General features: G+C 51.3%; 13 protein-coding genes. 12 read left to right on the top strand and 1 reads right to left on the bottom strand.

Features of this window, described 5'->3' with window-relative positions; translation table 11 throughout:
* The first annotated feature begins 62 nt into the window (after positions 1 to 62).
* From AB7C91_RS02825 to AB7C91_RS02800, 6 genes are read left to right on the top strand one after another with little or no spacing between them, the layout of a single operon-like run.
* Positions 63 to 1,016 (top strand): RnfABCDGE type electron transport complex subunit D, encoded by a 954-nt coding sequence (locus AB7C91_RS02825; protein WP_332448004.1) that lies wholly within the window; start codon positions 63 to 65, stop codon positions 1,014 to 1,016.
* Positions 1,016 to 1,609 (top strand): FMN-binding protein, encoded by a 594-nt coding sequence (locus AB7C91_RS02820; RefSeq protein ID WP_332448005.1) that lies wholly within the window; start codon positions 1,016 to 1,018, stop codon positions 1,607 to 1,609. The genes AB7C91_RS02825 and AB7C91_RS02820 overlap by 1 nt, the downstream gene beginning before the upstream one ends.
* Position 1,610: 1 nt before the next feature.
* On the top strand, positions 1,611 to 2,219 hold the full coding sequence (locus AB7C91_RS02815; RefSeq protein WP_332448006.1) for an NADH:ubiquinone reductase (Na(+)-transporting) subunit D: 609 nt from the start codon (positions 1,611 to 1,613) through the stop codon (positions 2,217 to 2,219).
* Positions 2,216 to 2,809 (top strand): NADH:ubiquinone reductase (Na(+)-transporting) subunit E, encoded by a 594-nt coding sequence (locus AB7C91_RS02810; protein ID WP_332448007.1) that lies wholly within the window; start codon positions 2,216 to 2,218, stop codon positions 2,807 to 2,809. Before AB7C91_RS02815 ends, AB7C91_RS02810 begins: the two co-directional genes overlap by 4 nt.
* A 12-nt stretch (positions 2,810 to 2,821) precedes the next feature.
* Positions 2,822 to 3,928: a 2Fe-2S iron-sulfur cluster binding domain-containing protein gene (locus AB7C91_RS02805; protein ID WP_332448008.1), complete on the top strand. Its 1,107-nt coding sequence runs from the start codon at positions 2,822 to 2,824 to the stop codon at positions 3,926 to 3,928.
* 13 nt (positions 3,929 to 3,941) lie between these two features.
* Positions 3,942 to 4,418 carry a hypothetical protein gene (locus AB7C91_RS02800; RefSeq protein WP_428589085.1) on the top strand — a complete coding sequence of 159 codons (477 nt, stop codon included), beginning with the start codon at positions 3,942 to 3,944 and terminating at the stop codon, positions 4,416 to 4,418.
* Between the two features lie 4 nt (positions 4,419 to 4,422).
* Here the strand turns inward: AB7C91_RS02800 and AB7C91_RS02795 are convergent, their stop codons facing one another.
* Positions 4,423 to 5,355: a diguanylate cyclase gene (locus tag AB7C91_RS02795; RefSeq protein ID WP_428589082.1), complete on the bottom strand. Its 933-nt coding sequence runs from the start codon at positions 5,353 to 5,355 to the stop codon at positions 4,423 to 4,425.
* A 209-nt stretch (positions 5,356 to 5,564) separates the two neighbouring features.
* Between AB7C91_RS02795 and AB7C91_RS02790 the strand changes: the two genes are divergently transcribed.
* From AB7C91_RS02790 to AB7C91_RS02765, 6 genes are all read left to right on the top strand, one after another.
* The gene (locus AB7C91_RS02790; protein ID WP_332448011.1) at positions 5,565 to 7,058 is read left to right on the top strand and encodes a sugar ABC transporter ATP-binding protein; all 1,494 of its coding nucleotides are present in this window, start codon (positions 5,565 to 5,567) and stop codon (positions 7,056 to 7,058) included.
* Positions 7,059 to 7,075: 17 nt separating this feature from the next.
* Entirely contained in the window at positions 7,076 to 8,296 is a 1,221-nt protein-coding gene (locus AB7C91_RS02785) for an ABC transporter permease (protein WP_332448012.1), read from the top strand.
* Positions 8,297 to 8,370: 74 nt separating this feature from the next.
* Positions 8,371 to 9,465 carry a substrate-binding domain-containing protein gene (locus tag AB7C91_RS02780; RefSeq protein WP_332448013.1) on the top strand — a complete coding sequence of 365 codons (1,095 nt, stop codon included), beginning with the start codon at positions 8,371 to 8,373 and terminating at the stop codon, positions 9,463 to 9,465.
* Between the two features lie 83 nt (positions 9,466 to 9,548).
* On the top strand, positions 9,549 to 10,595 hold the full coding sequence (locus AB7C91_RS02775) for a LacI family DNA-binding transcriptional regulator (protein ID WP_428589077.1): 1,047 nt from the start codon (positions 9,549 to 9,551) through the stop codon (positions 10,593 to 10,595).
* A 110-nt stretch (positions 10,596 to 10,705) separates the two neighbouring features.
* Entirely contained in the window at positions 10,706 to 12,208 is a 1,503-nt protein-coding gene (locus tag AB7C91_RS02770) for a metallophosphoesterase family protein (RefSeq protein ID WP_332448015.1), read from the top strand.
* A 316-nt stretch (positions 12,209 to 12,524) separates the two neighbouring features.
* On the top strand, positions 12,525 to 14,111 hold the full coding sequence (locus AB7C91_RS02765; RefSeq protein WP_332448016.1) for a Na+/H+ antiporter NhaC family protein: 1,587 nt from the start codon (positions 12,525 to 12,527) through the stop codon (positions 14,109 to 14,111).
* The last annotated feature ends 284 nt before the right edge of the window (positions 14,112 to 14,395 follow it).

Raw genomic sequence — 14,395 nt, 5'->3', positions numbered from 1 at the left:
ATAGTTTATTTTTACATTCCCCCAGTTATGCCTTATACTGATTACAATAAAAGGGAGGAACCGTGAAAATACAGAAACAACAAGCAATGCGTACGGTCCTGTACGGGCTCGCACCACTCTGTCTGGCTGCAATCTATTTTTTCGGTTGGCGGTTTCTTGCCGTACTCGCGGTGGTGGGAATCGCGGGACTGGCATCGGAAGCAATCATGGCAAAACGGTATGGGTACAAGATCACCGAGTCGGTCTTTGTCTCCTGCACCCTCTTCGCCTTGTCCCTGCCGCCGACCATCCCCCTGTGGATAGCAGCGCTCGGCATCGCCTTCGGCATCATCTTTGCAAAGATGATCTTCGGAGGATTCGGGAAGAACATCTTCAATCCCGCCATCACTGCCCGTGCATTCGTATACATCAGTTTCGGGTTCCCTCTTACCGGGAAATTTATCGGCAATGCAACCGATCTTTCTTGGTTTCCTGCTGGATTCGGAGCGTGGATCAGCAAAGCGGACAGCGTTTCCTCAGCAACCCCGTTGGTCACCCATGACGTACCGGTCCTGCGTCTCTTGTTCGGTTTGACCAGCGGCAGTTTCGGAGAAACCTGCGCAGTCCTCATCCTGCTGGGAGGATTGTACATCATCTACAAAAAAGCAGCGAATTGGAGAATCGTGGCGGCTGGCTTGGCTTCATTTCTGCTGTTGCAGGCAATTTTCTGGGCCGGCGGGATACCCATTGCCACCAGCAATGGGTTGATACGACCGGACAATCCCTTGGTCGCCGTACTGAGCGGCAGTTTTTTGCTTGCCGCCTTCTTTATGATCACCGATCCAGTTTCCGCTTCCCAGTCAACCAATACCGGACGATGGATCTATGGCCTCATGTTCGGATTGCTGACCGTCTTGATCCGTACCTTCTCGACATGGGTTGAGGGAACCACATTTGCGATCCTACTGTGCAACATGTTCGCGCCCCTGCTCGATACCCTGCTCAAGGGAGCCAAGAAAAAGAAGGGAGGAGCATGATGAAACAGAAAACAACTTTTTTCCAACAACGGATCTATCCACTGACCTTCATGCTTGCCGTCACCATTGCCTGCATACTTCCTACGGCGTTTCTTCATCTGGCCACCCAAGAGAAGGCGACCAGCAATGAGCTGTCCTTTACCCGGAGGGCAATTCTCCAAGCCAGTGGTGTTACATTTGCGAATACACCTTCTGGCATTGAGCAAGCGTACCTGAATTCGATAACCGCCAAGGATGGCTACTACATTGCATCCACCCCGGGTGGCAAACGATACGTCATTCCCGCCCAAGGTCCAGGACTTTGGGGAACGATCAGCATCATGGCAGGGTTCGAGGAGGATGGGAAAACACTCTCGGGCATCGCCATCGTAAGCCAGAGTGAGACTCCCGGCCTTGGGGCCCGAATCGAGGAACCTTGGTTCACCGCCCAATTCAAAGGGATGCACGCCCCGTTCAGCTTGGCAGGGGAAGGGGCAACCAAGAAGGCGGGGGAAGTGGATGGCATCACCGGAGCCACACGCACCTCAGAATTTTTCCGGAACCTGGTGAACAAGGTTTCGAAAGACGCCCCGAGCATCATACAAGGAGCATGAGATGGCAAAACACCAGATTCGCAAAACCTTTTTGGAACCCTTGGGAAAGAACAACCCTGTATTCGTCCAGATTCTCGGCATCTGCTCCACCCTGGCGGTTACCAACAAACTACAGAACACCATGGTCATGACGTTGGGCGTCATGTTTACGACAGCCCTATCCAGTTGGACCATCTCACTGTTGCGCAACTACATTCCCTCACGTATTCGTATGATGGTCGAAACCATGGTGATCGCTACCTACGTCATCGTCGTCGACATCGTGCTCAAAGCCTACTATCCTGAAATGTGGAAACAACTTGGACCATACGTGGGTTTGATCATCACCAACTGCATCGTCATGGGGCGCATCGAGGCGTTTGCGTTGCAGAACAAACCGATGCTCTCCCTCATCGACGGACTGGCTTCCGGGTTGGGTTACGCCTACGTACTGCTTGCCATCGCGTTCGTCCGGGAACTGCTGGGAACCGGAAGTCTCTGGGGGTATAGGATCCTGGGAACCTGGTGGACGAACTGGTCGATCATGATCATGCCGCCGGGCGGGTTCTTCGTCTTGGCGATCCTCATCTGGCTCATCAGGGAAACCATTATGAAGGAGGCTAAGAAATGAACGCATCAATCATGCCTTTTGCCGTATTCTTCGCTTCCATTTTCACCGGGAACATCCTGCTTACCAACTACCTGGGGATGTGTTCATTCCTTTCCGTTTCAAAAGAACTGAAGACCTCGGTTGGATTGGGAGTTGCCGTCATATTCGTCATGGCAACAACCACACCGCTCAACTATCTGGTGTACCACTTTGTCCTGTTGCCCTTCAATTTGGAATATCTGAGGTTCATCGTCTTCATCATCGTCATTGCAGCCTTCGTCCAGCTCACGGAAATGACCATTGAACGATACAGTGAGGGACTCTACCAATCGTTGGGAATCTTCCTCCCCTTGATCACCGTCAATTGTGCCATTCTGGGCGTGAGTCTGTTCATGGTCATCCGTCAGTATACGTTCTTCACCTCATTTTTGTTCGGTTTGGGGAGCGGCATCGGATGGTGCATAGCCATCATCGCCATGGCGGGCATCCGACAGAAGCTCAAGCATTCCCAAATACCTCCCGGACTGGAGGGACCGGGCATTGCACTGGTAATCGCCGGATTCATGGCCATGGCGTTCATGGGCTTTTCCGGCATGATCGCACTCTCATAAAGGAGGAGAACGATGGTGATCACGCTTCTGGTCAGTATAGGAATCATCAGTGCCATTTCCGTAGTGCTCGCCCTCCTTATGGTCATTGCGGATGCCACGATCGGCAACTACGGGATGGTCAAGATCTCGATCAACGACGGGGCGAAGGAGCTGGAGGTGCAAGGCGGCCAGCCGTTGCTCAAAGCACTCAACCAAGAGGGGGTGTTCATCCCCTCGGCCTGTGGCGGCCGTGGATCCTGCGGCTTATGTAAGGTAAAAGTTGTCAATGGTGGCACAGAATATCTTCCAACGGAGCTTCCTTGGATCAGCGAAGAGGAAAAGAAACAAAACATCAGGCTTTCCTGCCAGTTCAAAGTCAAACAGGATGTGGCCATTACCATTCCTGAAGCACTCTTTCTGGTGAAGGAGTTCAAGACCGTGGTGGAACGCATCCGCGATCTGACCCATGACATCAAGGAAATAACGTTGCGTTTGGAAGATCCCAGCGATATCAAGGGGAAAGCAGGACAATACATCCAGTTTGAGGTGCCCGAATACGAGAAAACAGATGAACGAATATACCGAGCCTATTCCATGGCCTCTCCACCATCAAGCAAAAACCATGTCGAGCTGGAAATTCGTCTGGTTCCCAACGGGATCTGCACCACCTATGTCCATACCCTGCTCAAGGAAGGGGATGAAGTGACCATCAACGGGCCGTATGGGGAGTTTTATCTCAGGGATACCGATCAGAACATCATCTTCATTGCCGGAGGTTCGGGTATGGCTCCCATCAAGTCGATGTTGCTGGATATGGCGGAAAAAGGTATTCAGCGCAAGGCGATGTACTTCTTCGGCGCCCGTTCCAAACGCGACCTGTTCCTGTTGGATGAGATGAAGGAATTGGAAAAGAAACTGCCGAATTTCAAGTTTATTCCTGCGTTGAGCGAACCGCAGCCGGAGGACGGTTGGGACGGAGAGACCGGCCTCATCACTGATGTGGTTCGTCGTATGGTAAGCGAAGGAAGCAACAGCGAAGCATACCTTTGTGGAAGCCCTGGTATGATCAATGCCTGCATCCAGGTTCTTACTGAATTGGAAGTCCCGACAGAGCGCATCTTCTACGACAAATTCTCATGACAAGGAGTCCCGTATGAAACAGACACCCGAATACAACGCCATACAACAACAGATGCAAAAAGGCGTCATCACCTTGCATGGATTCCTCGGCGACGACAAGCGCAACCTGGTCGATATCATCGAAAGCGACTGCCTGACAGTCCGCAAACGGAATCGTAGTTGCAAAGCGATCGCCGAACGAATGGAATATTTCAAGGCTCACGGACTCGCAGGATTGGGGGAGTTCATCACCGTCGATGATACGTTCGAGGTGAAAGTCGAATCGGTGCGGGGTGTGTTGCCTTCCCCGTTCGGGGGGAAAGGTATGTACGGGAAAATCAATACCACTGTGACCAACAAGGCCTTGCACAGAACTATCATCTATACCGATCTGCATATTCATTTTATTGCTGATCATGGATTCTTCGAGGGAAAAGGCTCACCGTTCCGTCTAGAACCCGACGATCTGATCGATATCCTGGAAGTCCCCGCTACAAGAGAGGATGCATAGGATTCTACGGGAGTGTAGCAAAGTGGGTTTGGTTCCTTCCCTTTTGTTTGCTTTGGTACATCAATTGATCGGCAGCCTGAATGATGGTTTCCTTTTCCATCGGTCGTTGTACCAAAACTGCTCCGATCGATACCGTACAGACACGGTCGAGCGTGCCGCGTTTGACACTGCTGTGCTCCACCAGAATACGCATCCGTTCAATCGTTTGTACAATGGATGCAGCTTCCTCCGAGTTGATCAGGACCAGGAATTCCTCCCCACCCCAGCGGCCGATTCGATCATCACTGCCCAGGGCATTCTCCAAACTTCGGGAAATCGTCTGCAAGGCAAGATCACCGATGTCATGGCCGTAGGTATCATTGACCGTCTTGAAATGGTCTATATCGACCATGGCCACACCAAACCCGGTTTTGAATTCCTTTAGTTGCGTCAGTTTCTCCGAAAGGGCCGACTCAATGAACCGTCGGTTCCCCAACCCGGTCAGCTGGTCGGTCATGGCCAACACACGCAGATCTTCGATGGTAATCAAATCGCCTGCCAGTTGCGGGACCGGCTTCTCCTGGGAAAACAACTCAACTGCTCCAAGACAGGTACCCTTCTCATAGACAGGAAATGTCCTGACGTTCACCGCGACACGATTCCCATCCTTGTGATGGAGGAATACCGAAGCTGTTCGTTCCTGTCCATCCTCCATGGTCCGGTGCAACGGACAACCGCCGATGCAGAGGTGCGTTCCCTTCTCATCGATGTGGTTGAGGATATTGGCATAGCAATGCCGGCCTATCACCTCCGGGGCGGAAAATCCGGTTATGTTTTCAGCCCAGTCATTCCAGAAGGTTATGGTCCGGGAGGTATCTACGAAATACACTCCTTCCTTCACATATTTCAGTATTTCCAGGTATCGTTCGCTGTGTTCCATCCGTTGCGCCTCTTTCATGTATATCAGGTCCAAAGATTGTTGGTTTTTATGTCCAATGTCAAGAAAACCATCAAAGGAATGCCCTTGATTGTAAAAACCATAACCGGTAATACATCCTGTATACAAGAAATTTGGCGGAACCACACTATATTTGTAAACGTTTACAAGATTTACTTGACAGATAAGCCAAGACATGTGAGCATAGTATTGTAGAAGGAGATACGGCTGTGAGAAACGTAATCCTTTCGATGAAAGCCATCGATAAACGGTTTGCCGGCGTACATGCACTCAAGGGTGTTGACTTCGAATTGTGCGAAGGCGAGATCCATGCATTGGTCGGTGAGAACGGAGCTGGGAAATCGACCTTGATGAAGGCGCTCACGGGTATTTTCCCCAAGGACTCGGGGGAAATCCATTATTTGGGAAAACTCTTCAATCCACAAGGCCCGAGAGATGCCTTGGATGCCGGTATTGCCATCGTCCATCAGGAATTGAACATGATGGAGCATCTGACCGTCTCCCAGAACCTGTTCATCGGACGGGAAGCCACCAAGCACAATGGGTGGTTCCTCGACGAGAAGGAACAGAACAGACGGGCGACCGAACTATTCAAACGACTGAACATGCACATCGACCCGCAGGAAAAAGTCAGCAACCTGACCGTGGGGAAGCAGCAGATGGTGGAGATAGCGAAAGCCGTCTCACACAATCTGAAAATCCTCATCCTGGACGAACCTACAGCAGCCCTCACGGACCGAGAGATCAATGACTTGTTCGTGATCATGCGGGATTTGGCCACGAAAGGGGTCGGCATGATCTACATCAGTCATCGCCTTGATGAGATCGGTATGATCACTGACCGGGTGACGGTTCTTCGTGACGGTGAATATGTAGGGACGAAAGAAACCAAGGATTTGAGCAAGGAAGAGATGATCAACATGATGGTTGGCCGGGTGATTTATGAGAAACCAAAAGCCAAAAGCAATGTGGATCCCAACGCTCCGGTCGTTCTGAAGGTCGAGAACCTCAACGCAGGCAAGCTGGTGCAGGATATCAGTTTTGAATTGCATCGTGGGGAGATTCTGGGATTTGCCGGCTTGATGGGAGCAGGCCGAACCGAAACCATGCGTGCCCTTTTCGGTGCAGACAAAGCGTCCGGTGCCATATACATCAACGGTAAGAAAGCGGTGATCGAGAGTCCGAAGGATGCCGTACGTTACGGCATCGGGTATCTTTCTGAAGACCGCAAGCGGTTTGGGCTTGCGATCAAGCTCTCGGTGGAGGACAACGCCATCATGGCTTCCTATCAGGACCTCTGCCCCTCCTTGTTCCTGCCTAAAGCCAAACTTCATGCGATCGCCACCGATTACGTGAACAAACTCAATGTAAAAACTCCTTCCCTCGACCAGTTCGTGCGCAACCTCTCCGGAGGAAACCAACAGAAAGTAGTCATAGCCAAGTGGTTGATCAAGAACTGTTCGGTCCTGATCTTCGATGAACCGACAAGAGGAATCGATGTCGGGGCGAAAAGCGAGATCTACCATCTGATGAATGAATTGGTCAAGGAAGGCAAGTCGATCATCATGATCAGCAGCGAGTTGAATGAAATAGTACGGATGAGCGACCGCATCGCAGTCATGTGCGAGGGAAAGCTTACCGGATTTCTCGATATCGAAGAGGCAACCCAGGAACGAATCATGGCCCTGGCTACCCAACGCTGAGAGGAGTATGAGCTGAAATGAAAACGAAAGACACGGGAGAGTTGCGGGAGAAGAAGGGCATCAATCTACAAAAATTGCTTGCTCCCCTGGCACTGGTTATCGTCTATGCATTCTTTGCGCTGTTTGGCAGAAACTTCTTTTCGTACACCACCTTGGTCAACATCCTTGACTCCTCCTATTACATTGGCTTCATCGCCATCGGGGTCACCTTCGTCATCATCACCGGAGGCATCGACTTGTCCTGCGGCACGGTCATGATGGCAGCCACCATCATCGGAGGAACGGCCTACAAGACCTGGGGTTGGCCGATGTGGCTTTCCTTGATCCTCATTCTGGTGGTGTCCACCGCTTTCGGGCTTTTCAACGGCATCATGGTGAGCCGGCTCAAGCTCCCCCCGTTCATCGCTACCTTGGGCACCATGATGATCAGTCTGGGTACCGGATCGATCGTATCGAATGTTCGCAGCGCTACATTCCCTGCTCGTGGGGCATCGGACAGTTGGTTCAAGGGCATCTTCAAGTTCATTGCCCCGAATAATGCCTCCTATCCCACCGGAGCATTGGTGCTCTTTGGTACGGCGTTCATCGCCTACATCATCCTCACCAGGACCAAGATGGGCCGGTACATATTCGCGGTGGGATCCAACAAGGAAGCAGCCCGCCTCAGTGGCGTCGATGTAGCCAAATGGGAAATGATGGCCTATGTGATCAGCGGATTTTTGGCCGGCGTCGGAGGCATTGCATTTGCAGCCGTATACACCACGGTCATGCCCGCCCAGGGGCAGGGTTTCGAACTCTATGCCATTGCAGGGGCGGTCATCGGAGGCACCAGTCTGAGCGGCGGCGCCGGTTCGGTGTTGGGTACCTTGATCGGTGTCTATATCATGAGTGTCCTCCGGGCAGGATTGCCGTCGATGGATCTGCAGTCGCAGTATCAGACATTCTTCACCGGAGTGGTCGTACTCGGAGCAGTCATGCTGGATATCTATCGTACAAAGAAATCAACGGAAGTCCGCATTCTCTCGGCATCCGATCGCTATCGCGAGGAGATGATGCTCCGCCTCTCCCAGCTGAAAGCAGAGGAGGCGGGTGCGCAGGAAGACAAGAAAGAGGCCATTCGGACACGTATTGAATCGATGAGAACCGAAATGCAGAAAGAATACCAACGTCTGAGACGAGAAGAACGTGAACAACGGGCTGAGTTGCGCAAACAAGAAAAGGAGTTTGAGAAGACGTAAGCGCCATTACCGCCCGGAATACCGTGTAATCCATCCGGTTTCGTATGAGGCCGGGAAAAAACAGGAGGGATAGTATGAAGAAAACCTTAGTCGTTCTGTTGGCTCTGGTTGTACTTGCTTCAACAACGGTGTTTGCCCAAGGTGTACAGGAGGCCAAGAAACCTTACATCGCCGTTGTTTCAAAAGGCGAGCAGCATGATTTCTGGCAACAAGTGAAATTGGGTGCCAACGCAGCAGCTGAGAAGTATGGTGTAGACATCACCTTCGAAGGACCTCCTTCCGAAAGTGATGTACAGATTCAGGTTGAGATGCTGAACAACGCCATGGCCAAGAATCCTGTGGCCATTGCCTTGGCGGCATTGAACACCAGCAGCGTGCTGGACCAGCTCCAGCAGGCCAAGAGTCAGGGCATTCCTGTGATCGGATTCGACTCAGGCGTTCCCGAAGCTCCCGCTGGATCAATCTGGGCGAATGCAGCAACCAACAACTATGCAGCCGCAGGTATGGCAGCAGAGAAGATGTTCGAAGTGATCAAGAGCAGAATCGAAGCGGCGACCGATGCAAAACCGGTGAAGATCGTGGTCATGAACCAGGATGCCTCCGGTGAATCACTGCTCAGCCGCGGCAAGGGCTTTAGGGATACGATGGTCAAGTTGATTGATGAGAAGACCGCTCTTTCCAAGAGTGACATTTCGGTCATCGGCAACACCGCCTACATCGCCTCCGACAGCCCCACCAAGGGCAAGAAAGTATTCATCGAGATGATCGTTCCTGCTTCTTCGGCCATGACCGATGCCACCAACGCAGCCCAGGCTGTGCTGAACAAGGTCACCAGCGACAACATCCTCGGAATTTTCTGCTCCAATGAAGCTACGGTAAAGGGCCTCTTGGCAGCAACGAATGACGGAGCAACGCTGAAGAGCAATGCCGCACTGCGCAATGTCGTGGTCGTCGGCTATGATGCAGGCGCTGCACAGAAGAATGCCGTACGTAACCAGTACTTCCTTGGTTCGATTACCCAGGATCCGTACCAGATCGGATACAAGGCCGTCGAATTGGCTTACAAAGCCTACAAGGGTGAACCGGTTGCTGATGTCGATACAGGAGCCAAGTTCTACAATTACCAGAACATGGATGATGCCGACATCAAGGGTTTGATCTATGATTGATTGTTGAACCAGACCTCAGGTTCATCTACCAGAGGGGTCGCCGACATTCGCGTTGGCACCCCTCTGTTTTTTAGAGGATCAGCATGGTTGACGAAAATACATCACCGACCATCAAGCATGTGGCTCAGGCGGCAGGGGTTTCCATTGCAACGGTATCCCGTGTCCTCAACCACAGTGAAACGGTGACGGAAACAACACGCAAACGGGTCTTGGAGGTGATGGAGAACCTTGGGTACAACCGTAATGAGGTCGCCCGTGCCTTGAAATTCCGTCAGACCCGCACCATCGGCATCATTGCCCCTGAACTCTCCAACATCTTCTTCATGGAAGTCGTCGAAGCTATGGAGCAACGACTCGCGCCCAAAGGCTATTCGATGATCATCACCTCCTCCAACGACTGTGTCGAGGAAGAGAAACGAAAACTGCAGATTTTGATCGAACGCAATGTGGATGGATTGGTCGTCATGCCGGCAGGATCTGAAGGTGACCATTTTCTTTCCAAGGCATTGTCAAACATACCCTTGATCATGGTGGACCGTCGCATCAAGGATCTTACAGTGGACTCAGTGGAAACCGACAACCGATACGGAGTGCACCAAATGGTACTGGCTCTCGCCCAGGAAGGGTTTACGCGTATCGGTTTCATGGGAGGTGATTCACAGATCCATACTGCCGGTGAGCGTCTGGCCGGCTTCCTGGAAGCCATGGCAGCCTTCGGCCTCCCCCTTGAAGAGCGGTTTATCCTGCATATGGGAGCGATGAACCAAGCCGAAGGCCGCGCATTACTGAAGCAGGTGCTGCAAGAACCGGATCATCCCCAGGCATTTTTCATCGCCAACGACTCCATGCATCTGGGAGCAACCCTTCAGGCAATGGAAATGCTCGATGCAGAACAGCTGCAACACCTGGTCTTCGCAAGTTTCGATTATCTGAGCTATTCTCCCCTGCTCAAGCTCTGCCACTATGCCGTTTGCCAACCGCTCGAACGAATCGGCCAGGAAGTAGCCGATCTGCTACTCAAACGCCTTGGCGGCGATTGGGACGACTTTCCCAAGCAGGTGACCTTGCGCCCAGAGATCAAGGTCCTGGAAGCCAACGGAGGCATCCCGTTTACCCCGAGGAATTGGTAAAGCTCCCTTCTTCTCTAGACATCCCCTGTTGAATGTCGTTTGCCGCTTCTGCTTTTCCTTTCCCAAATCTTCATCAACCGATATACTCATACACAGGACGGGGGACTTTCATGGTGAAGAAGGAAGAAATGCTGAAACGAATCATCAAGATTTGCACCTTGCTGTTGTTATTCTGCCTCATCGCAGGAACCACCCTCTTTTTTTACAACGCACATCACCGATACACCATCAACCATGGTTTTACTTCCCTTGCCCTGCAGTATGACCCTGAACAAGGGATCTCTCAATACAGCTGGAATGGATTCGCTGTTACCGTGAAGGATGGCTTTGTCAAAGGGATCCAAAAAAGAGGTTCCCTCGAACATCTGGTTATCCGGGCCTTGTCACCAATGGTACGCATTGAAATCACAAACAGTGGATCCAAGGAGCAATCACTTTCCATCGATTTGGAAAACATCAATCCGGAACTGTATGGATTGCTTTTGGACTCCAGCATTTCCCGATCCAGAGTGAGTGTCAACACGTTGGAATTCAGTCTGCAGATTCCTATCGGCAAGACAGTAGGACTCACCCCTTCCGCCAAATCTGGATTTGACAATGAAGCCTATGTCGTGCTGGGCGACAACCGAGATGGGTACGAAACGTTTGGCGCGATCATCGAACAGGTGAACGCAATTAAGCCGGCCTTCGTCATTGACAACGGCGATCTGGTCTTCAGCGGGAAACCCAACCAATACCGCCTGTTCGACCAGATGGTTGCGAATATGGCAACGACGGTTTGCACAACCTTGGGGAACCACGACATTCGCGGAGAGGGAAGATCCACCTACACGCAATTATACGGTCCACCGTACTATGCATTCGATTTGGGTGGAAATCATTATGTCTTCCTTGACAGCTCCAGAGGATATGCACAGAAGACAGCCATTCCGGAAGAACAATATGCCTGGTTGGAACGGGATTTGAAGAAGGCGCAAGGCAAGCGCATTACCGTGATCTCCCATATTCCTCCAACCGATCCTCGGAGCGGATTGAAACCAAACGAAATCGAAGCATATACAGACAAGGTTGAGAAGGAAGGCGGATTCGTCGAGAGGAAACTGGAAGCGTACAGTGAAAACGAATCCATTGATCACGGATTCCGTGACAAGACAGAAGCCCAGCGGTTCGAGAACCTGATGACCCGTTATGGGGTACAAAACGTCTACCTGTCGCACATCCACAGCTATTTTGATAGTTCAAAAGACGGTGTACGTTACATCATCAGCGGCGGGGGCGGCGCTGAATTGCTGACGCAAAACAGCTATTATCACTTTTTGATCGCAAAACCCGGAGAATCGGAAATCTTGACCATGGTGGAACTTCCCTCCCCTCCGAATCTTCTTCTGCAACGGTACTGGGCAACCATCGTCCTCTTTGCACAAGCCATGTATACTGAAAATATCGTTGCGGTAACATTGCTTATCCTTGGTTTTGTGGCTTTCGTCCTCTTGTTGATCCTTCTTGTTCTCATGAACCAGAAAAATCGCCTCGCCTATCTCAAGATTCTGTTGAAAGACACCTTCGGCTATATGGTCAACAGATCCCATGAGTTGCATCCCCCCAAGGAGTGATCAAGTACGGTACACAGGACTTGATGAGGCTTCTTCACCTCACATGCTGTGTACGTTGCGCACATGGTTGGGCCATACGTTTATCCCTTGCTGCCTGCCGATGACCAGGGGTGGAATATACTTCTCAATCTGTAACCACAAAAAAGTTACCCAAAGAGAAATCAAAGAAAAAATACTTTTCCAATCATGCAGAATGGGATTCTTACACGCTTGCGAATTCAGGAATGCCGGTTTTACAATAATTGCAAATCATTGAGAGATACGACGCCGGCATCGTTGGCTCCTGTACGTCGCATCCCTCCCTTTGGAGGTATGTATGGATTACGGAATGCTCTCGCTTCTACCACCGGTAGTGGCCCTTCTTTTATGTTTCCTCACAAAAGAAGTCATCTCCTCTCTCTTCATCGGTGTTTTGGTCGGTGGAATGTTGGTCAACAAAGGCAACATATTCTCAGCCATTGCCAGCACCTGGGACTGGTCATCGAACCAGCTTCTCAATAAATGGCAGGCGGAATATTTTCTCTTCCTGTTTGTCGTCGGAGGCGCAATCGGTCTCATGTACAAACTGGGCGGAGGAACCGCATTGGTCCAGAAGCTAGAGAAAAAAGTACAGAACAGCAACAAGTCCCAGATCCTCATCGGACTGCTGGGCATTCTCGTATTTTTCAATGAGTATGCAAATACAGCGATTGTGGGAACCGCTGCAAAGAGCTTGTCAGACAAGAATCGGCTCTCCCGTGAGAAATTCTCCTACTTGTTGGACTCCACGTCTTCGCCGGTTTCCGGTCTCGCCCCCATTTCCGACTGGGCGGGCTATCAGACAAACACTATTGCAGTTGCCTTGACTGCTTTCGGATCCTTAGGCGTATCGGCCTACACAATCTGGATCAGGTCCATCCCCTATATGTTCTATTGCTGGTTTGCCATTGCCCTCGTATTCATCATCGCAATCACCGGTTTCGACTACGGTCCCATGAAGAAGGCAGAGTTCCGTGCCAGGGAAGAAGGGAAACTGCTTGCCGACGGCGCGATTCCTGCCGGTAATGTTGAGGCTGAAGTTGGGGAAGTGAGCAACAAACACCTGTCCATCTGGACCTTCATCGTTCCCGTGGTCGCCTTGATCGGCATCGCCTTGTTCGGGATGTGGTATACCGGAGGCGGCACTTCCGCAGAAAGCTTCGCCCAAGCTTTGGGGAATTCCGATACAGCGGCAGCACTGCTCTGGGGTGCATTCGGCATGACCATCACGTGCATCATCTTTGGACTGGTGTGGAGAATCATGACCTTCAAGGAAATGATGGAGACCTTCATGCAGGGAGCAAAGACCATGTTCGTCGCCTTCCTGCTCATGGTATTCGCATGGGCGCTCAAAGCGGCTTGTGATGCCGTCGGAACTGCAGATTATACGGTAAACCTGGTATTGCCCTTGGTGGAAAATGCACCGTTCATCCTTCCGGTTATGGTCTTTTTGGTATGTATGCTGCTCTCCTTCGCCTTGGGAACTTCCTGGGGAACGATGGCCATCATATCCCCGATTGCACTTCCTTTGGTGCTGAACGTCACCAACCTCCAAGTCAATCCCTTGGTCTATGCAACGGTCGGAGCCGTACTCTCCGGCTCAATCTTCGGTGATCACTGTTCACCAATCTCCGATACCACGATCGTGTCCTCAACCTTCGCAGGATCGGACCACATGGCTCATGTAAACACCCAGATTCCCTATGCCTTCACTGCCGCCGGAGTATCAATCCTCGGATACTTGCTGATGATGATCCGCATTCCCTGGTTCATCATTCTGCCTGCCGGCGTGGTACTCTTGTACTTTGTGGTGCGTTTGTTCGCAAAGCAATCTGCAAAACGCTATAATCTTGCACAAGTCACCCCGTTGTACGGAGCAAAATAAAAGCTTTCATCCAGCCAACAGCAACCTTCGATGCACGGAGTATCGGAGGTTGTTTTTTTCCCATACTGGAAATTTCCTTTTTTGGTACCGTTGCTCTGCCATGGGATTGCCGGACAAGAAGAGCTGGTTTTCCTACAGGGACAATCAGGTAACGACCGCCCTGATTCCAGAATTAGGTAGGAATACCCATCGTATTGGGTATTTCTTGAACCTGTGCACCAAGACAACGAACTCCTACGATGAAGTCGGGGCATACTCAACGATGCCCGAAGTCGTGTCAAACC

The organism is Sphaerochaeta sp. (genome assembly GCF_050256055.1).
Classification (GTDB): Bacteria; Spirochaetota; Spirochaetia; order Sphaerochaetales; family Sphaerochaetaceae; genus Sphaerochaeta.
Note: the sequence above shows the minus strand (reverse complement) of the source record. Positions and strands in the feature narration are given on the sequence as shown.

What these genes read in the sequence shown, in the direction of transcription:
- AB7C91_RS02800 (WP_428589085.1), top strand. Translation starts at nt 3,942, where the DNA reads ATGAAACAGACACCCGAATACAACGCCATACAACAACAGATGCAAAAA.
- AB7C91_RS02765 (WP_332448016.1), top strand. Translation starts at nt 12,525, where the DNA reads ATGGATTACGGAATGCTCTCGCTTCTACCACCGGTAGTGGCCCTTCTT.
- AB7C91_RS02775 (WP_428589077.1), top strand. Translation starts at nt 9,549, where the DNA reads ATGGTTGACGAAAATACATCACCGACCATCAAGCATGTGGCTCAGGCG.
- AB7C91_RS02805 (WP_332448008.1), top strand. Translation starts at nt 2,822, where the DNA reads ATGGTGATCACGCTTCTGGTCAGTATAGGAATCATCAGTGCCATTTCC.
- AB7C91_RS02810 (WP_332448007.1), top strand. Translation starts at nt 2,216, where the DNA reads ATGAACGCATCAATCATGCCTTTTGCCGTATTCTTCGCTTCCATTTTC.
- AB7C91_RS02815 (WP_332448006.1), top strand. Translation starts at nt 1,611, where the DNA reads ATGGCAAAACACCAGATTCGCAAAACCTTTTTGGAACCCTTGGGAAAG.
- AB7C91_RS02785 (WP_332448012.1), top strand. Translation starts at nt 7,076, where the DNA reads ATGAAAACGAAAGACACGGGAGAGTTGCGGGAGAAGAAGGGCATCAAT.
- AB7C91_RS02780 (WP_332448013.1), top strand. Translation starts at nt 8,371, where the DNA reads ATGAAGAAAACCTTAGTCGTTCTGTTGGCTCTGGTTGTACTTGCTTCA.
- AB7C91_RS02795 (WP_428589082.1), bottom strand. Translation starts at nt 5,355, where the DNA reads ATGAAAGAGGCGCAACGGATGGAACACAGCGAACGATACCTGGAAATA.
- AB7C91_RS02820 (WP_332448005.1), top strand. Translation starts at nt 1,016, where the DNA reads ATGAAACAGAAAACAACTTTTTTCCAACAACGGATCTATCCACTGACC.
- AB7C91_RS02770 (WP_332448015.1), top strand. Translation starts at nt 10,706, where the DNA reads ATGGTGAAGAAGGAAGAAATGCTGAAACGAATCATCAAGATTTGCACC.